This window comes from Caballeronia temeraria, from assembly GCF_001544795.2.
Lineage (GTDB): Bacteria > Pseudomonadota > Gammaproteobacteria > Burkholderiales > Burkholderiaceae > Caballeronia > Caballeronia temeraria.
On sequence record NZ_FCOI02000006.1, the window covers coordinates 39,065 to 64,633 of the forward strand.

Consider the following 25,569-nt stretch of genomic DNA (forward strand, 5'->3'; position numbering starts at 1 on the left):
TTCCCTTAAGTGAATGTTATGTGGATTACGTCTTTGACTCGATCCGAGCAATGTTGCGCGACCTGACGCCTCAACAGCTGCGGATGATTCCCGCGATTTCCGATGCGGTACCGGTTTGCGCCGATAACCGTCGAATTTGACGCGATGACTCCATGTCGAGTCCACTCTTACCGGTCACCGCGACCATACACGCTTCGGTCGAAGCACCCGCGCAGCGAACGTAGTCGCAAAGCTTCCGTCCGTCGCGATCTCGAGCAGGCCGATATCCATGAAAAAGGAGTCGTATCGCGTCTGCCCCGTCGTGCGTAGCGCCTCGCCACCGGTACGCGCAACGTCCGGATGATGACCGAGCGATGCGGCCAGTTCGGCGAACGCCGCCACGACGTTTTCATCGTCTTCGACGAACAGAAACAGCATTGTCGATTCTGGCCCATCGCGGGCAGCCCCGTGGTTTTTGGAAGGGTGCGCATGCCGAAGCAATCTCTGCAAATTCCATACCTCCGGGACGGACTTCCAAACGATGCTACTTTCATTCGCGACCTGGCCACGGAGGGCGGCGATTTCGCGCCGAGGTCGAGGCTACTTCGCCGTTCGACCATGTCGCGATTTCGCTCCAGCCCGACCATCCCGACCAGCTGCTTTCCGGTGTCCACGCAGGCAGCGCGGCCATTCACACATAAAGCGCTGACCGACGCGTCGCTCCGGTTCGCCAGTACCCTCGTGGTCGCTGCCGTCGAGCCGGATCTTTTCACCCAAGCACGCCCGTCGTGCTCGTGTCTGTTGAATTTCCGGCGACATCTTCGGGCGTCGGAGGTCGCGGCGCAATAGGACATCGAAGCGTCCGACACTGCCGCGAGCGACTCGCTGACGCAGTCCACGAACAGTCGTCGACCGCCAGCGCGGTCAACCGCATGCGTCCGGCGCGTCCGCCTTCTCATAGGTCAGGTACGCGCGGTGCTCCCTGATCTCAAAGACCAAACGAGTCGTGTTGTGTTCGCCGACGTCGATCATTCAGCGCGATATTGCGGAGCATAAATACCAGCTTCCGCGTTCCGGCGTCGACCGAGTGCATGGCAGAGCTTTACTTTGCAGAGAGGGGTTACCGCCGTGCTACGCAATGTACGGGCAAAAAACCAGCCCCAATGGGCTCATTGCTGTTCCATCGCCATCTGAGCAGGAGCGCACCGTGAAAGCTTCCAACCGCATCAAGATCTCGCTGATCATCGCACTGACGACGTGCACTTGCTCTATGGCGGGCTGCAACCGCAACCGCACCACCGTTACCACGGGAAATGCGGCCAGCGACACCGCCGCCGCCGCGCCAGCATCGGGCGTATCCGTTCCGACTGCGGCGAGCTTCCCTGCTACCGCAGCCAGCGACACGCCTTCGGGCGCCAGCCAATAACGCCTGAACTCAGGCGAGCGCCACGTGCAGCGGCAAGGCGCGCGGTGACGAGCCCTATTCCGCTCGTCGCTTCTGCATTGACGATCACCTGCTCGTCGAGCAGTTTCAGTTTGATTCGCATGGCATACCACCTTTGCGTTGAGGATGCCTCGTTTCAGCGTGCCCTGTGCCCCTAAATGCCAGCGCCTGACAACGTTGCTTTCGCACCGCAACCCACCGGCAACGTGGCATATCCGTTGCCAGGAAGTACCACGCAATCCCCATCCGATGCGAAGGAGCAGACGATGCAAAACGAACCCTCCGATCCCGTCGAGCGCGGACGAACGTCGAAAAAGGCTCGGCGAAGGCGATGTAAAAGAGAAGAGCGACGGCGACGTCGTGCAGCGTGATCGCGGCAACATCGACCCGAGCCTCGTGCCGAAGGGCAAGGAACATCCCGGCGAGGGCCTAGACGCGCCTGAACACAATCGCGTCGATCCGGATCTCGAACCCGCGAGCCGCAGCGGCAGACCAGGCAAGTCCGACAACGAAGCTTAGCCTTACGCCGGGCACGTCGCACGTCGCGGGAAACACCGCCGATTCGCTTACGAGTCACGGAGCGCAAGATGAACAACGATCAGAAGGAGGGTATCAAGAAACAGATTAAAGGTTGGACAGGCACGGCTATCGGTACAGTCATCGGAAACGAAGACCGCAAGGTGAAGCGGGACGTCGAAATCACGAATGGCGTGAATCGCAAGAATTACGTCCATCCGAGGGACAGCATCGGAAATGCGTCGAGGACCCCGACGAGCCCAGCAATCAGTAACCCTTGCCGAGCCTCGACGACGCTCGGTCCTAACTCGCCTCACCAGCAGTCGACGAGCCTACGGCACAGTCAATGCTACACCGCGACGGCCGATTTCCACCGGACGGCGCTGCCGCGTCACGCCTATCCCTGGAGCTTTCGATGCCTGTCCGCAACGACCCTAGGCTTGCTGATTCCGAATCGACTTCCACTCCGCCAGAAACCGGGCGGCGCTCGTTCTTGTTACGCGGAAGCGCGGGCATCGCGGTCGCGCTCACCGCCGCTTCGGCCGGCAGCGCGTGGGCTGCCGGTCCGACGGGCTCCGACGCCAATCAAGTCAAGCTCCCGCTGATTCAGGATCCGAACACCGAGCAGAAGGAAGAGACGCCGGACGCCAACCTGCCGCCCGACGATCGCATCGGTTATGCGATCGTCGGACTCGGTCGACTGTCGCTCAATCAGATCCTGCCCGCGCTCGCGCAGTGCAAATACTCGAAGGTCTCCGCGCTGGTTTCGGGCGATCGCACGAAGGCGCTGCGCGTCGCGCACCAGTACGGCGTGCCGGAGTTGACGTCCACGACTATCAGAGTTTCGAGCGCCTCGCCGACAACCCGCGCGTGCAGGTCGTCTACATCGTCTTACCCAACGGCATGCACAAGGAATTCACGTTGCGTGCCGCGAAGATCGGCAAGCACGTGCTCTGCGAAAAGCCCATGGCGAACAGCGTCGCCGATTGGCAGGCAATGGTCGACGCGATGAAGCGCGCGAACCGCAAACTCATGATCGCATATCGCAGCCAATACGAGCCGATGGATCGCATGATCGCGAAGATGGTGAAGGACCGGCAACTCGGGCCGCTGCGCGAGTTCATTGCGGGCAATTCACAGAACGTCGGCGATCCGGCGCAATGGCGACCGAACAAAGCGCTGGCGGGCGGTGGTGCTTTGCCCGATATCGGGCTTTACTGTCTAAATGCGGCGCGCTTTCTTTCCGGAGAGGAGCCGAAGGAAGTCATCGCGATGGTGTATCGGCCGGAATCCGATCCGCGCTTCGTCGAAGTGGAGGCATCCGTGCACTTCATCCTGCGATTTCCAAGCGCACTGACGGCGACGTGCATGTCGAGCTATGCGAGTCACGAGTCGCGTTTCTTCAGGCTGCAAGGCGCGCAGGGCTGGGTCGAGATGGACCCAGCGTTCGGCTACAACGGATTGCGCATGCGGCACGGCACATTGCGGGACGGCAAGAGCGCGACCACCGAAGTGCAGATCGATCCGCAAAACCAGTTTGCGCGCGAGATGGATCACATGTCGGTGTGCGTGAAAGATGAAATCGTGCCGCACACACCGGGCGAAGAAGGCTTACAGGATCAGCGCATCATCGAGGCGATCTACGAATCCGCGCGCACCGGCCGCGCAGTCAAGCTCGCTGCGCCCGCAGTCCCGACACGCGGCCCCGATCCGCAGATGGAAGAGTTTTGAGAAGTTCTGCAATTCACCCGAACATCCAATGTGGACGGTCGGCTACTTTTCCGGGCGAAACTGTCGTTGTAAGAAAACCAGCCCATCGAACCGAGGGAAACCGCGATGGTTTCGTCCCGCAAAAATGCAGCGGCAACGCCACTCAAGCGTTATCGCGATAATCGGGACTTTGGCGCCGCGCCCGAGCCGTCTGCCTCGAAGGCGAGTGTGGCAAACGGAACGCCGACTGAGGGCAGCTTTGTTGCGCAGAAGCATTGGGCCAGTCGCCTCCACTATGACTTCCGGCTCGAACACGACGGCGTGCTGCTCTCATGGGCTGTTCCCAAAGGGCCGTGCTACGTGCACCGCCATTTGTTTCTTGGCCGGGTCGCGGTAACTGGATAGTTGAATCCAAGCTAGACGGTTACCGACTGCTAGCTCGCATTGATAAGAAGCGAGTGAAACTGTTCACACGCAACGGGCACGACAGGACATCTCGATTCCCAACCCGATGCCGTCGGCGAGCCGCTGCGCGGTACCGCCAGCGACGACATCGCGCAGGAGCCGCTGAACCACGGTCGCGATCTCGGGTGCGAGCAAAGGCTTCGCTGGCGCGCTCACGTGCGTGAAACGCGTTTCGTACGGTGTGTCTTTCGCAAATTCGAGAGTCGAGATGCGTTGCGTGGCGAGCCCGTTGCCGCCGTTCTCCACGATGCCGACCAGTTGCGCTAGTGCCTCCGGCCGGTCGCCCGATGCCCCGATCGCGGCCGCATACGAAGGCGTGACCGACGAGAATGGATAGCCGAGCGCGCGCCATGACTTCGCGATCTCCGCATACGCCTGCAACTCGACCATGCGCTTGATGCGCCTGTCCTGCGTCGCGCGATAGCGTGTCTTGAAGAGCCACGAATAAGCGGTGGCGCGCACATCGCGGCTCGCTTGCTGCACGTCGTCGAGCGACGCGAGCTTGATGCTCCCGCAGATAGTTCACGGTCCACAATTCGAGCGGATGCACGGGCGCGATATACCCGCGATCGTTGAGGTTGAACTTGTCGATGCCGTATTTCGCATGGAGCTTTGCGAGATCCTCGTCCGTGAGGGACGACCGCTGAAGACGCGCTCGCGCTGCTGTTGCGCGACGTGCGCAAGTCGCCGCAGCGGATCGCGACGGTGCTGAGAAGCGTCGCGCCCGGCGAATCGCAGGCATGATTCGATACGCGGATGCGCGCGGCGTTGAGCGGCACGCCGGCGGCGTCGCGCAGCACCTGACTGCTACTGCGCAGACGTCCTCGCCATCACCCCTCCAATCGTCCCGATCAACTTCGGCGCGGGCACAGGCTTCGTCAAATGTGCCTGAAACCCCGCCGCCCGCGCGCGCCCGCGCGCATCGGCCTGCGTATGTCCCGTCAACGCAATCGCGGGCGTCCGCTCGGCAAGCGATGCGCCACGGCTCGCCTCTTCCTCGCGTATCAGACGCAAGACTTCATAACCGTCCTGCTCGCCGCCGAGCACAATATCGCACAGGAAAACATCCGGCCATTGCGCCGTCGGCAAGCCGCGCAATCGCGTGATCGCTTCGTCGCCCGACGCACACAGCACCACAAGTGCGCCCACCGATTCGAGCACGGCCTCCAGCGCGTCGCGCGCTTCTTCCTGATCGTCCAGCACCATCACGGTGATGCCGTTCAACGCGTCGTTGTGTGCGGCTGCGTGCGCGCTCGTATCGTCGAGCACCGGGCGTAGAGGCATCGTCGCGACATAGGCGACATGCTTGTCGATATAACGCGGCGCGAAACTGCCGCCCGTCTCCGTCAAGGCCTTTTCGAGGCGCCGCACTTGTTGAGGCGTAAGATCCGCGGGATTCGGGCGCTGCCCCATCACCGTGAGACTCGCCTGATTTTCCTCGCGGAACACGCGCAATTCGATGCGCTCGCCGCGCGTCGCAGCGCTCATCTGCGCGCGGCACAACTCGGCGACGATCTGCTGCAGCACGCTCGGATCGCCGGACACGCGCAAGCCCGGTTCCCTGATGACCGTGTACAGATTCACGCCGCGCTCCGCGATCTCCTCATGCAGCGCATCGACGACGCCGGCCACGAGCGTATCGAGTCCGACCGCCTGCGCCGACACTTTGCGCTGCGCGTGCTCCAGTTCTCCCTGCTGCCATTGCAGCGACCGCATGCGCGCATACACGCCATCGCGCGCGAGCAGTTCGTCGTGCTGTCCCTGCTCGACGATACGTCCGTGTTCCATCACGAGGATCCAGTCCGCATCGACGACCGTGGACAGCCGATGCGCGATCACGATCGACGTGCGCCCCTTCGCGAGACGATCGAGCTCGTTCTGGATCGCGCGTTCCGAACGCGTATCGAGCGCAGAGGTCGCTTCGTCGAACACGATGATGCGCGGATTCTTCAGAATGGCGCGCGCAATCGCGATGCGCTGCCGCTCGCCGCCCGAAAGCCGCACGCCGCGCTCGCCGACGCGCGTGTCGTAATGATCCGGCAGACGCTCGATAAAGCCGTCCAGTTGCGCCGCGCGCGCGGCCTGCACGATATCGGCGCGCGTCGCATCGGGACGTCCATAGCCGATGTTGTAGGCAATCGTATCGTTGAACAGCACCGTGTCCTGCGGCACGATGCCGACCATCGCGCGCAGGCTGTCCTGCGTGACCTGCGCAATGTCCTGCCCGTCGATTCGGATCGCGCCGGCCGTCGGCTCATAGAGCCTGAAAAGCAGCTTCACGAGCGTGGATTTACCCGATCCGCTTCCGCCCACTACCGCGAGCTTCTTACCCGGATGCGCGCGAAAATCGACATCGCGCAGAATCTGCCGCGCCGGGTCGTAGCCGAACTCGACATGATCGAACTCGATCTCGCCCGCCGTCACGACGAGCGGCTGCGCGTCTTTCTCGTCTACGTCCTCCCGCACGCGGCCGCGCGAAAGCAGGATCGTGAACATGCGCTCGACGTTCACGATCGCGTCATTGGTCTCGCGAAACACGAAGCCAAGCGTGTTGAGCGGATTGCACACCTGCACGATATACGCGTTGACGAGCACGAGATCGCCGACGCTCATCGTGCCCGCGACGACATGTTGCGCCGCGCGCAGCATCACCGCCGCAATGCCGACCGCGATGATCGTGCTCTGCCCGACATGCAGCAGCGTGAGCGCGCGCTGATTGGCGACGCGCGCATGGACCCACTCTTCGAGCACGCTGGAAAGCCGGTTCGTCTCGATGCGTTCGCTTGCGAAGAACTTCACGGTCTCGTAGTTGAGCAGGCTGTCGACGAGACGGCTGTCGGACTGCGCCTCCAGCTTGTTGACCGCGCGCTGGAAGCGCATCCGATAGCGCGTGAAGATCAGCGTCCACACCGAATAGAGCACGAAAGTCACGGCGATGATGACCATGAACTCAAGCGCGTAACTGCTCACCATGATGGCGACGACCGTGCCGATTTCGATCATCACCGGCACGACAGTAAAGAACGCCGTGCCGAGTAAAAAGCCGATGCCGTCCGCACCCTTTTGCACGTCGCGCACGACGGCGCCCGTCTCGCGCTGCGCGTGAAAGCGCGCGCCCAGCGCATGAAGATGCGCGAACGTTCGCTCGGTGAAGGACGCCACCGTGCGTTGCGTGACGATACTGAATACGATGTCGCGCGCCTCGTTCAGCACATCGCCGAGATAGCGCAGCAGCACGTAGGCAAGCACCAGAAAAACGGGAAAAACGACGCTCGTCGCGGGATGGCTGAACTCGTCGATGACACGCTTCAACAGCAGCGGCACCGACACGACCGCGAGACGCGCGCCGATCATCAGGGCGATCGCGGCGGCGGTCTGATAGCGCCATGCCCAGACCGCGCGCCACAGATCCGCGAAGATGCGGCGGCGCACGCGCGCGCGCTGCGCATCGGACGCGCTGGATGCATTGGATGCGGCGTGAAGCGTCACTCCTTCGAGTCCTTGCGCTTCGCCGCGCCCGCACCCGATGCGCCCTGCGAATGCTTCTGCTCCACGCGCCCTTCCTCGGCGCGCTTGAGCGTCGCGGGATCGGTGCCCGATTGTCCCGCCGCACCCGCGCCGCCCGCCACGCCCGCGGATTTGCCCGGCACGCCATCTCCCGGCGACTTGTTGCCGGGCGGCGCGCCGTTCTGCTGCGCGCCCGCGCTTTCCGCGCCCGACATGCACGCAAGCGCGAGCGCAAGCATCATTGCTGACCGATAGAATCGATTCATTGCACCTTTCCTCGCGCCGACGACGTGTCTTGACAGCAACCCGTGCGCCCGCCCGCGGGGCAAAGCCTTGGCACAAACGATGCTCGATGCAACCGGCCGCCGGTCGCGACTCGGAGTCGTCATGGAAGCACGGAATTACCCTTTCAAGCTGGCGGCTCTTGAGCACAATGCGCCGGGCGGCTCGCGCCTGGAAAACGTGGTAATCATCGAAGTCAGCAGTCTCGTCGATCAGATCACGCTGTCGCTCGATCTTCAATCCACCGACCGCTACGCGCTGATGATGGCTCGCACAACCGCGCTCGCCGGCGATCCGAAACTCGCGATTGCGAAGGTCGAAGCGGGCTTGCGGCGCATTACAGGACGCTGATCGCCGATATATCCATTCGCCCGACGTGGAGCGGTCTATGCTCGACAAAAGGTACATGCGCTCCGCGGAGGCGTTCATGTATTCAGTGGGTTTGATTACAGGCGGCACGCCGAGGTCACGAAGGTGACGTTCCACAGCCACATCGTCAGGCCGACGGTGGCAGCGGCGGAAGCGGCGATCGCTGAATGGTTGCGCGACTTCATCGACAAGAGCGGCGACGTTCTCGAAGCTTCACTATGGCTCGCCGAAGAGGCGTGATTAACCGTCCTCGCTGCACATCCGCGCAGCCGGCCATTTAATTGCGTTCCTAAGTATTCGCCAACGTGTGTGGGCGCTGGAACGCCCAATGCTGTATCGGGCGCATGGCCGCGCGAGCGGTCGTCTTTTGAGGCCCATCATCATGACCGATACCAGCCAATACCCGCGCCCGCCCATGCCGTCGCAGCAACCGGACACCGCCCCGGACTCACCGCCCCGATGGACCCGCAGCCCGATCACGGCGAATCGAGCTACAAAGGCAGCAACAGGCTCGACGGCAAGGTCGCGCTCATCACGGGCGCGGACAGCGGCATCGGGCGCGCGGTGGCGATCGCCTATGCGCGTGAAGGCGCGGATGTCGCCATCCGCCGAACTCGCCGCCGTGTATGTGATGCTCGCATCGGACGAAGCGAGCTACACCTCCGGCGCGACCATCGCGGTGACGGGCGGCAAGCCCATCATCTAATACTCAGCGGCACAAGCGAATGCTGAATAACTTCGAGCGCTGCCTCAGCCAAAACGACAGCATTGGGCGTGCCTGTATTCGAGGGAACATTCCCTCGAGCAAAACTCTCAGCTGGCGAAATGATCGCCGTGACGATGCTGAACCATGACCCGAACGGGTACGTTATTGAAGCTGTTCTCCGCACCGTTATGCAGTTCGCAAGGTAAAAAAGGGAGCATACCGCTGTGACAACATGTAAGCACGCGAGGCGCCGAGTCCTCCTTTCCGGACATCTGCCAACTAACGTCAGAATTGGCTCAACGCCCATCAACGCAACGACAGTTTCGACCAAAGCGGTATTAGCAATAGATTCGTCGCGCCCCAATTACTCCGAATTCCGAAGCCCGAGCTTTCGCAGGCGACGACGCTTCTACCCGATTCGCAGCTCGTTAAGCAGTCGTGCGTTCGGCTCAACGATTGGCCGTAGTGGCCTCCCTTACGCGAATCCCGACCTATCGAAGGGCAGTGCTAGCCATGGTCGGTTGCGGGTCTATGGCGTGTCCAGTCCTATCTAACACGTAAGAAGTGGGTGGCAACAGCCCTCAGCACTGAATACTTGCCCGCACGGCGTCGTCGTTGGACAACCTTCAATTGACGGAGCAGCGCGAGTACTGGAAACGGCTTGCTCATGAAGCAGGCACACGGTACGCTCGGGCGTCGTCGAGAATCGGAGATGAGAATTACCGGGATGTGGGCGAGTTTCGGCTCAGAGAGCATCACACGGATTAACCCTACGCCGTTGAGGCCGGGCATCGCACAGTCTGTCACGACAACGTCCGGCGGTGCGGCTTTCGCAAGCGATAGAGCGTGCTCGCCGTCAGTCGCCGTTCGGACGATATAGCCTTCTGCCGCAATCGCAACGCCGAGCGAGCCCAGCCATCCCATATCGTCGTCGACAAGTAGCACGGAAGCCATCCATTACTCCCCGTTGCTGAGCGCCGGTTGCGATGCGCGAGTCTTGGACACCGCCTCGACGCAGCCCTGTCTGCGAGCAGTTCATGCTAGCCGGCGCCCTGGACCGGTTTATTGCTCTATCTTGCCTGTCGCCTTCGGGTTTGCGTCCTGCCCCGACGCGCCACCCGGCGACATGCCTTTCTCGCGTTACTGCATCAGGGTTGGAGCGCCTGCGCCGCTTGCCCCGGTTGAGGCAGCCTGAGCTGCCTTGCCCGTCGCCGTGCCGCGTTGAGTCGCTGGCGACGAAGCGTTAGAAGTGTTTTGCGCAACTGCGCTCGCGCTTGCAGCAAAACAGACGACGCCTATCAAAGTTTGGTTGCGGTTCATGGCTGCCTCGTAAGCGTCATTTCCGCAGTCTGCGCAAGCATCCAGCGTGCCTCAGTGCGACCTACCGAGTTAAATTCAGGACGTACGGGCGTGGCGCAGAGGGCGTGGCGCAGGCAAGTAAGTTTCTGAGGATGAACCGGGAAGCAGTTTGATGTAGTGCGCGGACATCAGTCTCGGCGCTCGCCACAACATGCCCAACGAGCCATAGAACAAAATTAGAAGGCCGTGCACCAAAGGCATTCACTCGTGTAAAAGGCTCCCGCCTAATCATCGTACGTGGGGAGCAAGTTACGGCCCACGAAAAACGTTTGCCCGCAGCTGCCTGTACCGCGACTCGACCATCAGTTCCGAGGGACCTCCACGGGGAGCGAGCGCTTGTGTCGTGTTGCCGTATGGAAGCGGCGTATCGTCGTTAGTACTTGCTCACTGACTTCTTTTCCTTCGAGAAAATCGTCGATGTTTTCGTAACTAATGCCGTAGCTGTCTTCATCGGGTCGCTGGGGCGTGAGCGACTCTAGATCGGCAGTCGGCACCTTCATAACGAGTCGATCTACCGCCCCCATCGAGCTCGCCAGCGCCCGCACGCGTCGCTTGGTAAGGCCCGAAAGCGGCAGTACGTCGGCGCCGCCGTCGCCATACTTCGTAAAGAAGCCCATGAGCGACTCCGCAGCGTGGTCCGTGCCAATCACCACCCCCACGCGCGCCCCTGCGATCGCATACTGCGCAATCATGCGCTCGCGCGCCTTGATGTTGCCTAGCACGAAGTCCCTGTGGAAATCATCCGAGTAGTGCGCGCCGGCGCTTTCAAGGGCCGCAAGCATTTCGTCTGCGCTACCTTTTACATTTACCTCGAGAGTCTCGTCCGGACGCACGAAGTCGAGCGCGAGTCGCGCATCGTCCTCGTCACGCTGCTTGCCGTATGGCAGCCTCACCGCGACAAAATGAGCTTCATATCTGCGAGCTCGTAGACGTTCGACGCTCAGCTGAGCGAGACGGCCCGAAGCGGAGGAATCGACGCCTCCGCTGATGCCCAAGACGAATGTCCGAAGTCCCTGCGAGACCAAATAGTCGCATAAGAAGCCTATTCGCCGCTCTCGTTCAATGTCCACGTCGAAATTCTCTGCTACGCCGAGCTCGCGGATTATCTGCTTTTGCCAGGCTCTCCAGTTGTCCGGATCTTCAGTCATCGCTCTTCCCTCCCTTGTCACGCGACCGTGGGCGCTCGAAGTAACGTTCATACGCTACAGCGCGTAAAGCGCTGCCGCAGCGCACTTCGTTACGCTGTCTTCAAACTTCTTCCTCTCGCGGAAGGTGACGATCTCGCCGAAGCTCCATCGTCTCCTCCCGAACGCCGATCGTCTCACCGTTTCCATTCATACGACGGATACGCCGCATGGAACTTTGTTGGCCCCCCGCGGCGTACACATCGGTTCGGCGACTGAAAATGGCCCGATACCGATACCGGCTTACTTGCCAACCTCCTCTTGCGAAAGCTCTTGCTTGGCCAACATCGTCAGTTTCTCGTCCGTTGCCTTTTCCTCTTCCAAGGTCTCGAGTAAAAGATTCATGCCCTCCGTATAGCCCAGTTTCTTGGCGAGGGTGGCAAGCGTCCCGTATGCAGCAATCTCATAGTGCTCGACTTTCTGGGCGGCGGCGATTAACGCCGCATCCAAGATGGGGCCCTTCTCGATTTCTTCAATCTGCTCTTGTCCCTCTTCGACAAGCCCCTCCATGGCGACGCACTTCAGGCGCTTCAGCTTGATTCCAGAGGTCTCGACGACTTGATCGATCCGCTCGACTTGGCCTTGGGTTTCTTCCAAATGGGTCTTGAACGCTGCAGACAATTCCGAGTTAGTGGCCGCCCGGGCGAGTTTGGGCAACGCCTTGGTCAGTTGCTTCTCCGCACTATAGATATCGGAAAGTCCGTGAATGAAAAGATCGTTGAGAGTTGCGACAGCCATGACGATTCTCCTATCGAGTGGAAAGTAGGGGCGCAAACCATTGCGCAAACGGCGTGCCGCCCGAAAGGGCAGCCGTCGGCAGCCGCACTGCAGGGGTTCGCGATTGTGACCTCCATTGCACGGGGCGAGGGAGGGTCACTCACTCCATGGCTCTATTGCAACTCCAGCGTCTTCCGCGCCCAGCTGCGACTCGGTGCGAGCACAAAGGACGATGGGATCCTTCGATGAAGGAGCGTGCGCTTAAGACCGCAAATACCCGTATATAGGCGCCGCATGAGCCGCGCCATCAGCGTCTTCTCGAGACGCCGCAATTCCACGGCTTGAGGCACCGTCCTTGCTGAATGCTGCCAAGCCCATGTACGGATTGCTCGGCGCCTTCTCCGATCACTCGTCGTTCCTCGGTCACAACGCTGGGGAACAGTCGGCTATAGCGAACCCCGTGAGGCCGTCATGAACAGAAATCAACGTCCGGCGCTGGCGAACAAGATGAATCCAACGACGGGCGCGGCAGAATCCTACCCGCTCGAAGATCCGTTCGATGGCGTGATCTGCTTCTCGCATCTGCGCTGGGACTTCGTGTATCAGCGCCCGCAACACCTCATGTCAAGGCTGGCGAGCCGTTATCCGCTGTGGTTTATCGAAGAGCCAATCGATGTTGGCCAAGGAAAGGCTCACCTCGAAATTAGGCGCGGCCGAACAGGGCCGACCGTTGTCGTACCGTGTCTGCCGGCAGGCGCCGCATTAGAACGCGACGCTATCGAGAAATGCCTTATTGACGCACTCGTGTCAGAGATGGGCTTGAAGCGGTATCTGCTCTGGTTTTATACGCCTATGGCACTGCCGTGCGCGCCGTCTCTCGCACCCGTCGCGACCGTCTACGACTGCATGGACGAACTAAGCGCGTTCGTGGGTGCGCCGGCGTCGCTCGAACTTGCCGAGCGCGCCCTGCTTGCGAAAGCCGACCTGGTCTTTGCGGGTGGGCGAAGTCTGTACCAGGCCAAACGACGGCATCACCGGGCCGTTCACTTATTTCCAAGCAGCGTCGACGTGGCGCATTTTAGACACGCCCGGAAGGCGCTCCCCGAGCCACAGAGCCAGCGGGCGATACCGCGTCCACGTGTCGGCTTTTTCGGGGTGGTTGATGAGCGCTTCGACACGGTTCTGTTGCGCGAGGCAGCTGCAGCGCGGCCTGATATCCATTTCGTGGTGATCGGTCCGGTCGTGAAGATAGACAGCAGCGAATTGCCGCGATGCCCGAACATTCATTACCTTGGCAAGCAAGCGTACGCCGACCTGCCTGCATTTCTCGCGCATTGGGACATCACCATGATGCCGTTTGCGCTCAACGCATCCACCCGCTTCATCAGTCCGACGAAGACACCGGAATACCTGGCCGGCGGACGTCTCGTTGTGTCGACCGCGGTTCGCGATGTCGTGGACAGGTACGGCAGCAGCCCTGCCGTCTCCATCGCACGAGCATGTGGGGACGGCACCTCGCTCTCGTCATTTTTAGCGGCGCTCGATGAAGCCCTTGAACAGTCCGCCGACCGGCACTTTGTCGAGCAAGCGGCAGACGCGGCTCTCATGGGGATGAGCTGGGATGACACCTTCGCGCGAATGCACGACGTCGTGTTGCAAGTGTTGGAGCAAGGGCACGAGGTGAACAATGCGCAATGACCAGAGCGGGCGCGAACCAGCAATCGGGGATAACCGCGGCCCCGGCAGCACTGACGGCAACGTCGCCTGGGCACATGGCACAGTCGGCCCGCGATGCGAACGTCGCCAGCCGTTTGACTACCTGGTGGTCGGAGCCGGATTTGCGGGTGCTGTTCTTGCTGAACGCCTCGCCGCCGGCCTGGGCAAAACGGTGTTGATCATTGACCGCCGCGACCACATCGGCGGGAACGCTTATGACGAACTTGATGCAGCAGGAATCCGAATACATCGTTATGGGCCGCATATCTTTCACACGAACGCACAGCGGATTGTTGACTACCTGTCGAAATTTACCGAATGGCGTCCGTACGAACATCGTGTGAAGGCGCATGTCGACGGCAGGCTGGTGCCGATTCCGATCAATCTGACGACTCTGAATGTCTTGTATGGGCTCCGCCTGACGTCGGTGGAGGCGCGCGCCTTCCTTGCCGAACGAGCGGAGGCGATACATGACGTGCTCACCTCGGAAGACGTCGTCGTCAGCGCGGTGGGCCGCGAGCTATACGAAAAGTTCTTCCAGGGATACACCCGCAAGCAGTGGGGCATGGACCCGTCGCAGTTAGACAAGTCGGTCACTTCTCGTGTGCCGACGCGTACCGACACGGATGATCGCTATTTTGCCGATACGTTTCAATGCATGCCCGCTGAGGGTTATGCGTCGATGTTCAGGGCCATGCTATCGCATCCTGCGATCACAGTCAGGCTCAACACTGATTTCCGCGAAGCGCGCAACGCCTTCCTCTTCAGGCACATTATCTATTCCGGCCCGATCGACGAATACTTCGACTTCTGCTTTGGCAAGTTGCCGTATCGCTCGCTCAGCTTCGTACACGAGACCCTTGACCTACCGCAGCTTCAACCGGTGGCCGTGGTGAACTATCCGGACGAAAACGTCAAATACACGCGCATTACCGAATATAAGCACCTGACGGGCCAGCGTCATCCGAGAACCAGTATCTCCTTTGAATATCCGAGCGCCACCGGCGATCCGTTTTACCCGATCCCGTGCTCAGACAACCAGGCGCTTTACAAGCGCTACGAGGCCTTGGCGGGCCAGACGCCTGGTATCACGTTCGTGGGACGCCTGGGCACTTACCGCTATTACAACATGGACCAGGTTGTTGGACAGGCGCTCGCCGTTTATGCGCGGATTGAGGCCGAATCGCGCTCGGGCGAACGGGCCCCGCCACAGAGCGCAAGTCACAGGGAAGCCATGACTGACAGCCCACTTCAAACCGCGACGGACATCCCATCACGATGAGACCTGCGCCTGAGTTCAAGTCCTTTTTCTGGGGCGGGTTTGAATGCGCAAGTCATCGAAGGAATGACGGCGTGCGGCTCGACCTGCTCCGTTCCACTGCGCACGATGTACACGCGCTCGCAGACTATGTCAGCCTGGCGGAACACGGCATAGTTACCGTGAGGGACGGCGTGCGCTGGCACCTGGTTGAGTCGCGACCCGGTCGATACGATTGGACCAGCGTGCTCCCGATGCTGCGTGCGGCTAACGCCTGCGGCGTGCAGGTCGTCTGGGACCTCTGCCATTATGGGTGGCCGGATCATATCGACATCTGGCGGCCTCAGTTCGTCGAAGCATTTGCGCGGTTTGCCGCAGCCACCGCTGAACTCGTCGCATCGGAAACCGACGAAACGCCGGTCTTCACCTTGATCAATGAAATTTCATTTTGGTCATGGTTCGGCGGCGAGGTCGGCGACATTCGCCCATCGACATTCGGCCGCGGGCTCGAACTGAAACATCAACTCATTCGAGCGACCATCGCTGCAACTGACGCGGTCCGGGCGGTAATTCCAGGCGCGCGCTTCATCACAACCGACCCGTTGATCAACGTCGTCTCACGCCTGCCAGAACGCAAGGATGACGCCGAGCGTCATCGCTTGAGCCAGTATCAAGCGTTTGACATGCTGACGGGCGAGCTCTGGCCTGGACTCGGAGGCGGGCAGGCCTACCTAGACATCGTCGGTTTGAACTATTACAGCTTCAACCAGTGGCTTATTGAAGGCGGCGAGCTCGGTCCAGGCGACCCAGCGTATCGATCATTGTCGGATATGTTTGAAGAAGTGTACCGTCGGTACAATCGCCCGCTAGTGATTGCCGAAACCGGTGCCGAAGGTGATATGCGGCGGCCATGGTTGTCGTTCGTGGCTGACCAGGCGTATCGAGCACGAGCGGCTGGCGTACCGGTCGAGGGACTGTGCCTGTATCCAATCGTCGACTATCCCGGCTGGAGTAACGACCGGCATTGCGAGACGGGACTGCTGGGTTATCCTACGGAAGTCCGGTCGGGCGTCGTACCGCCTGAACCGAGCCGACCTATCTTCCACCCGCTCGCAGAAGAACTCGCGTTGCAGCGACACCGGTTTGAAGAGCCGAGCGAGTGTCGTCCTTGCGCGAGGACGACAAAGGATTCACTCGACACGACATCGGAACTCGTCTTGATGCCGCAGCGTGCTGGCAGAAAATAACCCGGGTCACGGCCCCTTTCATCGGAAGCCCCCGACCGGCTTCATTTTTCGGCCTGCTCAGGTTGCTGGTCCTTCGGCACGACCGCTCATTAGTTAGACGACATCGTGTCGTCTCCTCGGATGACTTCCACTGCAGCCGGTGCTTGTGCAGTCGACCGGAACGCGTCGTGAGATTCCTCTCCAACTCTTCATGTCAGTTCGGCCGGAGCACATTCAAATAGCGGTCAACGGAACACGAAAAGTGCGGTGGTTCCTTTGTCAGTGGCTAGCATCCGTTGGCGTATCGCAAAGCTGCTGTGGTGGGCCCATGCTGCGAGAGTCGCATGGCGCCAATGCCTAATTTCGCCGTATAAAAATCGCCCAATCGCCATGCGACAGTGTAATGGTGTAACCCACCGCACGCCACGTCCCCGTGCCACAGGTCGTTTTTTATGGCGCGGACGCCTTCTTCGAAGCCTTGCGGCGTGACCGAAGCATCCCGAGCCCGTGCGTTCGCAGGTCACTTGGAACTCGCACGTTCGTTTCTTCTGCAGTCCGCGAATGGTCGCGGCTCAGGCGGTTCAAATAAACGACGAGCGCTCCGCCGAGGAGCAGCAGAATCACCGTCATCACGATCACTTTGACACCATCAAGAATTGGCCGCGCGGCCTGCCGTAAATAGGGTCGCACATGAGACGGAAAAAGGGCTCCGAGAATTGGCGGCTTGGCAGTCTTTCGTCGCCACATCCGCCCATCGTCTCTTTCTCGCCCCATAAATGCGCAGATCGCCCAGTCGTCCGAGCGAGACGCCGTGTCACTTCCGGCTCGACCCGCTCGGGCTACGGGCGAATAGGAACAGCCCCGCTCCCACTACCGCCGCTGTCAAGCGTACAGGGTTCGCTCTCAGCAACTGCAGAAAGTGTGAAGCAGCAGGCGAGCGCAGGGTGTCGGACGTGCGTCCAACCGTGTTCAAACGTTTCGCGCTTGCGCAGGGCTGCGGATTCGACGGCGCAGAAACAGGCGACACCCCCGCCCGGCCGGAAGTCAAAGTCTGGGGAACGGCATGTGCAGTAGCACCGCGGGTCTCCCCCGATTTCTTTGCCCTACCCCCTTCGTGTTCTTCGCCACGTTGTTCGACCCGTGATGCAGCCGCCTCTGCTCCGAGCAAGAGTACCGCGGCAGCAAAATACAGCCACATGAGTAAAACAGCCAATGATCCGGCTGCGCCGAACGCGCTTGCGGTCCCGGCGTGCGTGAGATAAAGCGCGAAAAGCTTCTTACCGGCCGAGAAGAGAACCGCAGCGATGCTGCCGCCTACCAAGGCGTCGCGCCACGGCACGTGACCGTCGGGCAGGTACTTCAATAGCGCAGCGAAAGCGCATGAGAGGATCAGTAGCGCGATCACAAACTGCGCGACGTCCGCGAGAATGACGAGGGGTGATGCGCCAAACGCCCACTTTCCCGCTGCCTGCACGGCAGTATCCAGGACCAGCGATATGACCAGCAAGAATGCGACGCCCATCACGAGCCCGAAGGAGATAAGGCGGACTTTGACGAGCGTCGTCACGCCGGACTTCGACTTGTCTTCAGACGGCCAGATGATCGAGAGAGCGGTGTTTAACGACGAGAACGTCGCGGAGGCGCCAACGGCTAACAACGCAAATGAAATCAGGGCCGCCAAGCCGCCGCCGCCGCTCTGATGGGCATGTTCCACGATCGCCTGAACGCTCGCCGCTGCATCTTTTCCCAGCATGCCACTGATCTGCCCAAATAGCTGGCCGCGTGCTGCTTCCGCTCCAAAGACAAGGCCGGCTACGGCGATCACCATGACGAGCGTCGGCGCGAGCGAAAACGCCGAGTAAAAAGCAATGCTGGCCGCCATCGGCGCACATCGATCCGCGGAGAAGCGTTTAAACATCCGGACCGGCCAAGCGCTTGCTCGGCTTATAAAAGACGGCGAGGTCATTGCAGGTCTCCGCTTAGGATTCCCCCACCTATAGCATCGATGATGCCTAGTACGAACGCGCGGCGCCGATCGATAGGATGCCGTGCAAAGAACACTGTGTGCGAGCGCAGTTAGCGTGATGAACAAGCGTTCGCGGTTCGCTGCTCGAGCATTCTGAGGGGCCCTATCCCCTACCGCGTGCGTTCTGCTGCAACGTTCGAGGGGAGCAAATAAGCGGGGGCGATGCCGGTGGCACACGCATTGCTCGACGAACAGGACCGCGCGCTTGATGTCTGAACGCGAAGCGGTCTTGATATCCAGCGGCTGTGCCGCATACGCCAGCGTAGGTTCGTTGCGCTGAGACTCGAAGCACGAGGACCGTAAGTGACGCCGAGGCGCTCCTCCCGGCCGCTTCGAGCTGACCTTCCATCACTTATTGCGTACACGGTGCCGCGATGGTCTGCGCGCATCGCCACGAAAAAAGGAGCCGTTGATGTTCATTCATAACAAACGCCTGCAATACACCGTCCGCGTTGCGGCGCCGAACCCCGGCCTTGCCAATTTACTGCTCGAGCAGTTCGGTGGGCCACAAGGTGAACTCGCCGCCGCGTGCCGCTACTTCACTCAGGCGGTTGGCGAAGATGACCCTGGCCGTAAGGACCTGTTGTTCGACATCGCCACTGAAGAATTGAGCCACCTCGAAATCATCGGTTCGATTGTGGCGATGCTCAACAAGGGTGCGAAAGGTCAGTTGGCCGAAGGCGTCGAGCAAGAGGCGGAGCTTTACCGTTCGCTCACCGGGGCCGGCAATGACTCGCACATCACCTCGATTCTGTACGGCGGCGGCCCCCCGCTGACGAACTCGGCAGGCGTGCCTTGGACTGCGGCTTACATCGATACGATCGGTGAACCCACCGCCGATTTGCGTTCCAATATCGCTGCTGAGGCCAGAGCGAAGATCGTCTACGAACGGCTTATCAACGTCACTGACGATCCGGGCATCAAGGACGCACTCGGCTTTCTGATGACGCGTGAGATTGCGCACCAGAAGTCCTTCGAAAAAGCGCTGCATTCCATTCAACCGAACTTTCCGCAGGGCAAGTTGCCGGGCAATCCGGAATTCACAAACGTGTACTTCAACATGTCCAAGGGCGACGACGCCCGCGGTCCATGGAACGAAGGCGGCGACTGGGAATTCGTGGCGGACCCGCAGCCCGCCGTCGACGGAGGCGACGGAACCGCTACCGTTACGGTGTCTGAGGAGGACGTGCAGACACTGCAGTCGATGGCGTCGCGCACCGCATCCGATCCGACTGCCGATCCCACTACCGGCGCGGACCTTGGATCGGGCAAGGCCGTCTGACCGTCCGACAAGCGTCTGATGAGCAACCGCGCTCCGGGCGCGGTCACGCCCATCTAGCCAGGAGGACGTTGCGAATGCCCACTGTTATCGAACGGAACCGTTTTAGCTCATCGCAACCCGCTTGACTGAAGTGCAAACGCACTGATTATCATCCCTGAAATGGGGCTGGTCGGACTGCGTCGACCGTAGGACAGCCCTATCCGGCAAAGCCGCCCCACTGGCACGCATGGGGCTGCGTGCCAGTGGGGCTCGCGCGCGACAATATCGTCGTACGCGCGTTCACACGCCGCGTGATCATGGGCTCGCGCAAAACTAACCGAACTGCAGGAGGTAGATATGAACAGCGACCAGAAAGAAGGCATCAAGGAACAGATCAAAGGCTGGACGGACACTGCCATTGGTTCCGTAACGGGAAATGAAGATCGCAAGCTAAAGGGTGACGTTGAGATCACGAATGGCGCCAACAGAAAAGACTACGGCGACCAGAAGGACAACGTTGGCAAGGGTATTGAAGACCCGGGCGAGCCAACGAATCAGTGATTTTGAATTCAGTGATCCATAACCTTTCGACAATGAGCGGGCAGAGCCCAACGCGTACAGAGCTCCCTGATCATCCTTACTTCGGCACGCGGCTCTATGCACAACGATGACGAGACGTCCACACGAACGCGCAGGCCGCTAGATCCGCAACTGGAAAGCGCCCTGAGGAGTGTGTTCGGCTTCCCTGATCTGCGGCCCGGACAGGAAGAGGTTATCCGCAGTGTCCTCGAAGGACGCGATACACTGGCCATCATGCCAACGGGCGCGGGCAAATCTCTCTGCTATCAGTTGCCCGCGCTACATCTCGATGGCATGACATTGGTTGTATCGCCGCTGATATCGCTGATGCGCGATCAGGCCAGTAAGCTCGTAGAAGCTGGCATCGCGGCAACGGTCATCAACAGCACGCTGTCAGCAATCGAGGAGCGCGATGCGCTGCAGGCTCTCGCGGACGGTGCGATTCGCATCCTGTTTGTCACACCCGAGCGCCTCGTTAGCAATGAGTTCGTCACGATGCTCACGGCCGACGGCATGCCTGATGTGCCGCTCGTCGTCATCGACGAGGCACACTGCATCTCGCAATGGGGACACGACTTTCGTCCCGCGTACGTCGAGCTGATACATGCAGTGAAAAACATCGGGCACCCGCCTGTGCTTGCGCTAACCGCGACCGCGACACCTGCCGTCGGCGCGGACATCGTGCGCGAATTGCAAATGCGCGATGCAAACATTATTCATACCGGCGTCTATCGCGACAACTTGCACTTCGCCGTCGAACAGATGACAAATCTCGATGACCGGCGAAAGCGCGCTGTCGAACTGGCGAGAGCGGAGGAAGGCAGCGGCATCATCTATTGCGCGACCGTGGCCGAGTGCGAGACGCTGCATGCACTGCTCCTTGATGCAGACGTCCAAGCCGAGCACTATCACGGCAAGCTGTCGGCCAAGGCCCGCTCGGAGGCACAGGACGCCTTCATGGAAAACCGCGCACGTGTGATGGTAGCAACGAACGCGTTCGGCATGGGCATCGACAAACAGGATATTCGCTTCATTATCCATGCGCAGATGCCGGGCAGCCTCGATGCGTACTATCAAGAAGCAGGCCGCGGCGGGCGCGACGGCGAAGCCGCGCGCTGCATCCTTCTGTTCGAGTTGAAGGACAGACAGGTCCAACAGTTTTTCCTGGGCGGACGCTATCCAACTACGGAAACCATCCGCAAGGTGGCCGAAACGGTGCAGATGCTCGCGCGGGACAGCGAAAGCAAAGTTCTCGAAAAACCGCTTGAGCGGTTACGACAAGCGTTGCCGAACGTAGGCATCAACAAGCTACGCGTAGCGACAACGCTGCTCAACGATATAAAAATGACCCGCCGCACGCGCAACGGTGGCCTGAAGCTCATCGACGACGGCGGCGCAATGGCGAAAGTCGACGCGACCGCCGAAAAATTCGCAGCGCGCGCCGAGCGCGACCAAGCGGTGCTTGGCCGCATGATTACCTACGGGCAAAGCGCCCGCTGTAGATGGCGGATGTTGCTCGACTACTTCGCCACCGATGTCGCAGATGTTGCAGATGCGCGATCTCAAGCGTCATCAGGCGATCGAAAACCGATCGATGAACTCGGCGGCGAAAGCTGTGGCGTGTGCGACAACTGTATCCACCCGCCCACCGTGCAGGAAAGTCCGCGTGAAATCCAAGTGCCGGCGCGCGCGCATGAGCTCACGCGCACCTTCGCGGTAGGCGACGTCGTCCGCGTGCGCCGTTATGGCGAAGGGACGGTAGAAATGGTCAGCGGCGATCGCGTCGCCGTGCGCTGTTCGGACGACGAGACGCGGACGTTCATCGCCCGCTATGTGAAGCGGGCTGCCTCACACGAGAAGATCAACGCTCTTGGAACTGAGGCGGAGCACTGCTTTGCTGAGCCCGCCCGGCGATAGCCTTTGTGCGAGACCATCGTTCACTGGCACGGTTTGCCGCCGACTACGAAGCACGAAGGCGCGGTACGCAACGAACTGTAGCGTGGCTCTGACTGATGACAACGCACGGCGTTGCTCTTACGTCGCGACGACCGCGACACGAGTTTCTCGTCGCAAGGCCCGATGTGTCTGGTCTTACCGGGCCGACTCGACGCTCATTTGAAAGACTTTTCCTAAATCGGCATTTACGAGGCTCTATGAATCGTCCGTCCCGCCAGAACCCCACCGTTGGGCGCGTCCTCCCGTCATTGGCGCTCGCCGCCGGTGCGCTTGCCTCGCTCGACATGGCTGGTTACCCTCCCAAAGCATGCTTCGACGGTGCAAGCGTCGGGTTTGCGAGTCTGCTTGCCCGATCTCTCACCCGGCGAGCCGTCACCGCATCGTCGAGTATTGCGCAATCAGGCTGGTGGCTATTCCACACCCTTCTTAGCCGCCAGCGCCTGCGCCATTTCCAGATGATGCTGGATCGTCGGCAGCGCCTTGGCGGCCGCTTTTTTCAGATCGGCATTCTGTCCCTCTTGAGCTTCCTTCTGGAAGGCTGCAATCGCCTTTTGATGCCCTTCGATACCAACGGACTTGATATAGGCCGTATCGAACGCCTTCCCCTTTAATGGTTTCAGCGCATCGAGCACTGCGGGATCCGAATTGTCTTTGGGGACCGCGACACCGTGCGGGGCCGCCATCTTGAGCTCGACAGTCAGCTTAGTGTGATCGACCATCATGTGATGGGCAAAGTCTTTGACGTCCTTATCTTGCGACTGCTTCGTGGCGAGTTTCGCGGTATCAATTTCGGTCGAACTGGATTCGGATGCGGCCTGCACGAATGCCTTGTCGACCGGAGGGAGTTCGTTGGCTTGCGTCGTGCTCGCAGCCTGGGTTTGAGCAAACCCGGAGGAAAAAGCGCCAAGTAACGCAACGCTCAACGTTACACGGACAGTCAGATTTCGCTTCACGGCACGCTCCTTCAATTTTTATGTGGGCATGTTGTCTGAGCAACCGTTGTGCCGGGGCTGCCCCTGTCAGATGCCTGCCGCGTTTCCCGCTCGGCCAATCCGCCGGCACGGCCGATGCTGCGCAACGTTGTGCGAATGCCGGACAGGTTCGTTTCCCTCCACACCGACGCAACCAAACAGGCAAGCTCATGAACAACGCCGAGTCCAATCCCACTCAGGCGCAACAGAGGGAGATCCAGGCCAAGACGCCTTCGGCGACACCGGCAACGGAGACCGCCCGCGCCGATCCCGACGTTATGGCACGAGATCACGTTGGAGCGAATCCACCACCGACCTCATATCAGACCGGAGCAAGAGACGGAGATCCGCTGCCGCCGATCGATCTGAATGCTTCGCCTTCAGCCTCGGCGGATCCACTCCAACGGACCAAGTCTCGTATCGTCTCGGTAGACAATGCCAATATGGACGCGTCCGATGACACCGTGGACACGGACGGCAAAGGGCTAGAGGCGAAACGAGATCTGCCAATACAGCACGATAACGTGGTCGGCACCAACGCAACGCTCGTCAACCACGTATCGGCGCCTGCAATGGGGCTGGGCGGCATTGACAGCCGAAGGGAAGGCAATCGCCCATCGATCCAACTGCGAGCGGGCTGGACCATGGACTACCACGGATGCATCGAGACACCGACACGCAATGGCGGACGCGTCGAGCATCTTATCTCCATTGTGCGGAGAGAATCGTGATTTCACGCGTTTGCCATTTCTACAAAGTCCCGCGCCGGCGACCGGGTCCTAGCTTCGTGGACGCGCTCCGCGCGCCGATGGTCTTGTCCATTGTCGCGAGCCTTGCCGGGTGTGCGCCGTCCGGTGACCCCGGACGTCGAGCGGTGGAGCAGGACAGCCAGGCCTACCGATGCGCCGGTTTCAACCCTGTCGCCGACGAAACGAGCTATCCCGCAGATGTCGAACTTGCCAGTAGGACGCTCCAGCGTTCGCCCGCTTGCTCCAAAGCGACGACGGGCCTGGCATCGGGCGAGAAGCCATGAAGAGCTTGTTGAAGAAGCGGCCACGAAGCCTGATATTGAACCGTGCGTACGATTGAACGATGTACGGCGCGCGGATTCGCGTGTTCGGCAACAAATTGCATTACCTACAGACCGGAGGCGGCGTGCGCGCGACCCTAACAATCCGTGGTTGCGGCGTCCCGCCGATAGAACCATCCGATGTTCTCGCACTTATGGCTGCCGAGGGCCTTGTCTGCAGGCAAGACACCGGCCCGCGGCGTCTCGAATTCGTCTGCTATGGTCAAGCCGCTGCGTTTCACAGGTTCGCGTCAAGCGCATTGATGCTGTCGGGCGTCATTTCCGTCACCTTGCAGCGAACCGATTGTCCCGAGCAAAGCGGCCCCGGCGCATCGCGTTTGTTCACGTAGCTTTCGTCGCGGCCGAGGCGATGAGCGACTCTCGGTCTGCATTGGGCACTTTCGTGTCCAACCGGTCCTCTGCACTCGGCGACCCTGCAAGCGCACCGCCGCTGCGCTTACTTGAGCCCGGAAGCGGCATGCGTCGCGTTGCCACGTTCGCGAGTCATCGCTCGTTCTGTTCGGTTCGGTCTGCGTGCTGCTCGGACACGTGTACGAGATGACAAAAATGGTGCTCGATACGCGAAAGCGCGTAAAGCGCAGCTGCGTGCCTCACTTCATTGCGATCGCCCTCAAACACTTTGGTCTCAGTGACGCTGACGATCTCGCCACTTCGCAATTTGAACGACCATCCAAAACATTGAGTTCCGGGCATGGGAACGCTCCCAGCGTTGCCGTCCGCAACGCCGGTGTTGGAAACCGATACGTCTGCGCAACACGCTTCGAGTCTCAGCGCGCCTTCGGACATCTCGCGTGCGACCTCTTCGCTTGTCAGCCCATATCGGTTCATTGTTTCTTCCTGAACGTCTAGAAAGCCGGCTTTTCCGGAAGGCGAATACGTGATGAAGCCCACGTCCAAGCACGCGCCGCTGCCTGGAACTGACGAGATCAACGATGCGATGAAACCAGCCGTGCACGACTCGGCCGTAGCGAGCTTCAATGCTCTGGAACTCAGGAACGACACCACTTGCGTCGGAATGTCCATATTCGTCTCTTGTCTTAAACCGGCTAGTGATTACGATAAGCAATCCCTAATCCCGACTTACAGCTTCCAAGAAAGGCCGTTCTGTCGTCCGTGGACGAGCCGCAGAGATAACTCGCCTGCCTTCAGCCGCATCTTTCGACAGTCACGGTCAGCGACGTCGGTCCTACCCTTTGCGCCTCCTTTCTTAATGGCATCGGGCTCTCGCTCGGTAGCTCCGCTAGCATT

21 protein-coding genes and 5 pseudogenes are annotated in these 25,569 nt (G+C 60.5%); 14 read left to right on the forward strand and 12 right to left on the reverse strand.

Translation table 11 applies throughout. The features are described 5' to 3' along the window. Positions 1 to 174: 174 nt before the first annotated feature. From AWB76_RS11125 to AWB76_RS41575, 3 genes and pseudogenes are all read right to left on the reverse strand, one after another. A complete protein-coding gene (locus tag AWB76_RS11125) occupies positions 175 to 417 on the reverse strand; it encodes a hypothetical protein (protein WP_244173308.1) in 243 nt (80 codons plus the stop codon). A 693-nt stretch (positions 418 to 1,110) separates the two neighbouring features. After that, the gene (locus AWB76_RS41570) at positions 1,111 to 1,383 is read right to left on the reverse strand and encodes a hypothetical protein (protein WP_061160226.1); all 273 of its coding nucleotides are present in this window, start codon (positions 1,381 to 1,383) and stop codon (positions 1,111 to 1,113) included. 32 nt (positions 1,384 to 1,415) lie between these two features. Further along, positions 1,416 to 1,526, reverse strand: a pseudogene (locus AWB76_RS41575) (SDR family oxidoreductase); the annotation flags it as partial. Between the two features lie 257 nt (positions 1,527 to 1,783). Here AWB76_RS41575 and AWB76_RS42095 point away from each other — a divergent pair. The 4 genes and pseudogenes from AWB76_RS42095 to AWB76_RS42100 form a co-directional block, all read left to right on the forward strand. Further along, a complete protein-coding gene (locus tag AWB76_RS42095) occupies positions 1,784 to 1,942 on the forward strand; it encodes a hypothetical protein (RefSeq protein ID WP_244173309.1) in 159 nt (52 codons plus the stop codon). Positions 1,943 to 2,674: 732 nt separating this feature from the next. Then, a complete protein-coding gene (locus AWB76_RS11145; RefSeq protein WP_244173310.1) occupies positions 2,675 to 3,670 on the forward strand; it encodes a Gfo/Idh/MocA family protein in 996 nt (331 codons plus the stop codon). Between the two features lie 105 nt (positions 3,671 to 3,775). Then, a pseudogene (locus AWB76_RS39060) lies at positions 3,776 to 4,009 on the forward strand (DNA polymerase ligase N-terminal domain-containing protein); the annotation flags it as partial. Further along, positions 3,982 to 4,122, forward strand: a pseudogene (locus AWB76_RS42100) (hypothetical protein); the annotation flags it as partial. The pseudogenes AWB76_RS39060 and AWB76_RS42100, both read left to right, overlap by 28 nt. A gap of 31 nt (positions 4,123 to 4,153) precedes the next feature. Here AWB76_RS42100 and AWB76_RS42105 read toward each other — a convergent pair. The 3 genes and pseudogenes from AWB76_RS42105 to AWB76_RS11160 all read right to left on the reverse strand — a co-directional run. Beyond that, positions 4,154 to 4,748: pseudogene (locus AWB76_RS42105) on the reverse strand (glycosyl transferase family 51); the annotation flags it as partial. A gap of 173 nt (positions 4,749 to 4,921) precedes the next feature. Beyond that, entirely contained in the window at positions 4,922 to 7,603 is a 2,682-nt protein-coding gene (locus tag AWB76_RS11155) for an ATP-binding cassette domain-containing protein (RefSeq protein ID WP_061160228.1), read from the reverse strand. Beyond that, complete coding sequence (locus AWB76_RS11160) at positions 7,600 to 7,887, reverse strand: hypothetical protein (RefSeq protein WP_157696103.1); 288 nt, start codon at positions 7,885 to 7,887, stop codon at positions 7,600 to 7,602. Before AWB76_RS11160 ends, AWB76_RS11155 begins: the two co-directional genes overlap by 4 nt. A 121-nt stretch (positions 7,888 to 8,008) precedes the next feature. Here AWB76_RS11160 and AWB76_RS11165 point away from each other — a divergent pair, with 121 nt between their 5' ends. From AWB76_RS11165 to AWB76_RS39070, 3 genes and pseudogenes are all read left to right on the forward strand, one after another. Beyond that, a complete protein-coding gene (locus AWB76_RS11165; protein ID WP_061160230.1) occupies positions 8,009 to 8,254 on the forward strand; it encodes a hypothetical protein in 246 nt (81 codons plus the stop codon). Positions 8,255 to 8,377: 123 nt separating this feature from the next. Next, positions 8,378 to 8,512: a hypothetical protein gene (locus AWB76_RS42675; protein ID WP_279616401.1), complete on the forward strand. Its 135-nt coding sequence runs from the start codon at positions 8,378 to 8,380 to the stop codon at positions 8,510 to 8,512. 142 nt (positions 8,513 to 8,654) lie between these two features. Continuing rightward, positions 8,655 to 8,878 (forward strand): annotated as a pseudogene (locus tag AWB76_RS39070) (SDR family NAD(P)-dependent oxidoreductase); the annotation flags it as partial. 646 nt (positions 8,879 to 9,524) lie between these two features. Here the strand turns inward: AWB76_RS39070 and AWB76_RS11170 are convergent. The 3 genes from AWB76_RS11170 to AWB76_RS11180 form a co-directional block, all read right to left on the reverse strand. Continuing rightward, positions 9,525 to 9,932: a response regulator gene (locus tag AWB76_RS11170; RefSeq protein WP_061160231.1), complete on the reverse strand. Its 408-nt coding sequence runs from the start codon at positions 9,930 to 9,932 to the stop codon at positions 9,525 to 9,527. Between the two features lie 707 nt (positions 9,933 to 10,639). Then, positions 10,640 to 11,485, reverse strand: coding sequence for an NAD(+) synthase (nadE, locus tag AWB76_RS11175; protein ID WP_061160375.1), 846 nt, complete (start codon positions 11,483 to 11,485; stop codon positions 10,640 to 10,642). A gap of 279 nt (positions 11,486 to 11,764) precedes the next feature. Beyond that, complete coding sequence (locus AWB76_RS11180) at positions 11,765 to 12,259, reverse strand: YciE/YciF ferroxidase family protein (RefSeq protein WP_061160232.1); 495 nt, start codon at positions 12,257 to 12,259, stop codon at positions 11,765 to 11,767. Between the two features lie 450 nt (positions 12,260 to 12,709). Between AWB76_RS11180 and AWB76_RS11185 the strand changes: the two genes are divergently transcribed. From AWB76_RS11185 to AWB76_RS11195, 3 genes are all read left to right on the forward strand, one after another. Further along, positions 12,710 to 13,936: a glycosyltransferase family protein gene (locus AWB76_RS11185; RefSeq protein ID WP_061160233.1), complete on the forward strand. Its 1,227-nt coding sequence runs from the start codon at positions 12,710 to 12,712 to the stop codon at positions 13,934 to 13,936. Continuing rightward, the gene (glf, locus tag AWB76_RS11190; RefSeq protein ID WP_082864413.1) at positions 13,926 to 15,236 is read left to right on the forward strand and encodes a UDP-galactopyranose mutase; all 1,311 of its coding nucleotides are present in this window, start codon (positions 13,926 to 13,928) and stop codon (positions 15,234 to 15,236) included. Before AWB76_RS11185 ends, glf begins: the two co-directional genes overlap by 11 nt. Positions 15,237 to 15,307: 71 nt before the next feature. Beyond that, entirely contained in the window at positions 15,308 to 16,459 is a 1,152-nt protein-coding gene (locus tag AWB76_RS11195; RefSeq protein WP_208606560.1) for a beta-glucosidase, read from the forward strand. A 793-nt stretch (positions 16,460 to 17,252) separates the two neighbouring features. On the opposite strand, the gene AWB76_RS11200 is transcribed toward AWB76_RS11195, so the two are convergent. After that, entirely contained in the window at positions 17,253 to 18,404 is a 1,152-nt protein-coding gene (locus AWB76_RS11200) for a YihY/virulence factor BrkB family protein (RefSeq protein WP_061160234.1), read from the reverse strand. Positions 18,405 to 18,876: 472 nt separating this feature from the next. On the opposite strand from AWB76_RS11200, the gene AWB76_RS11205 reads away from it, so the two are divergent. The 3 genes from AWB76_RS11205 (at position 18,877) to AWB76_RS11215 (ending at position 22,221) form a co-directional block, all read left to right on the forward strand. Next, entirely contained in the window at positions 18,877 to 19,746 is an 870-nt protein-coding gene (locus AWB76_RS11205; protein WP_061160235.1) for a manganese catalase family protein, read from the forward strand. A gap of 336 nt (positions 19,747 to 20,082) precedes the next feature. Next, complete coding sequence (locus tag AWB76_RS11210; RefSeq protein ID WP_061160236.1) at positions 20,083 to 20,286, forward strand: CsbD family protein; 204 nt, start codon at positions 20,083 to 20,085, stop codon at positions 20,284 to 20,286. A 96-nt stretch (positions 20,287 to 20,382) separates the two neighbouring features. Beyond that, positions 20,383 to 22,221, forward strand: coding sequence for a RecQ family ATP-dependent DNA helicase (locus tag AWB76_RS11215; RefSeq protein ID WP_082864414.1), 1,839 nt, complete (start codon positions 20,383 to 20,385; stop codon positions 22,219 to 22,221). Between the two features lie 449 nt (positions 22,222 to 22,670). Here AWB76_RS11215 and AWB76_RS11220 read toward each other — a convergent pair whose 3' ends face one another. Beyond that, positions 22,671 to 23,201 carry a DUF4142 domain-containing protein gene (locus tag AWB76_RS11220; protein WP_061160377.1) on the reverse strand — a complete coding sequence of 177 codons (531 nt, stop codon included), beginning with the start codon at positions 23,199 to 23,201 and terminating at the stop codon, positions 22,671 to 22,673. Between the two features lie 200 nt (positions 23,202 to 23,401). Here AWB76_RS11220 and AWB76_RS11225 point away from each other — a divergent pair, with 200 nt between their 5' ends. Beyond that, entirely contained in the window at positions 23,402 to 23,962 is a 561-nt protein-coding gene (locus AWB76_RS11225; protein ID WP_061160237.1) for a DUF3005 domain-containing protein, read from the forward strand. 842 nt (positions 23,963 to 24,804) lie between these two features. Here the strand turns inward: AWB76_RS11225 and AWB76_RS11230 are convergent. Further along, positions 24,805 to 25,344, reverse strand: a complete 540-nt coding sequence (locus tag AWB76_RS11230; protein ID WP_061160238.1) for a CinA family protein — start codon at positions 25,342 to 25,344, stop codon at positions 24,805 to 24,807. Between the last annotated feature and the right edge of the window lie 225 nt (positions 25,345 to 25,569).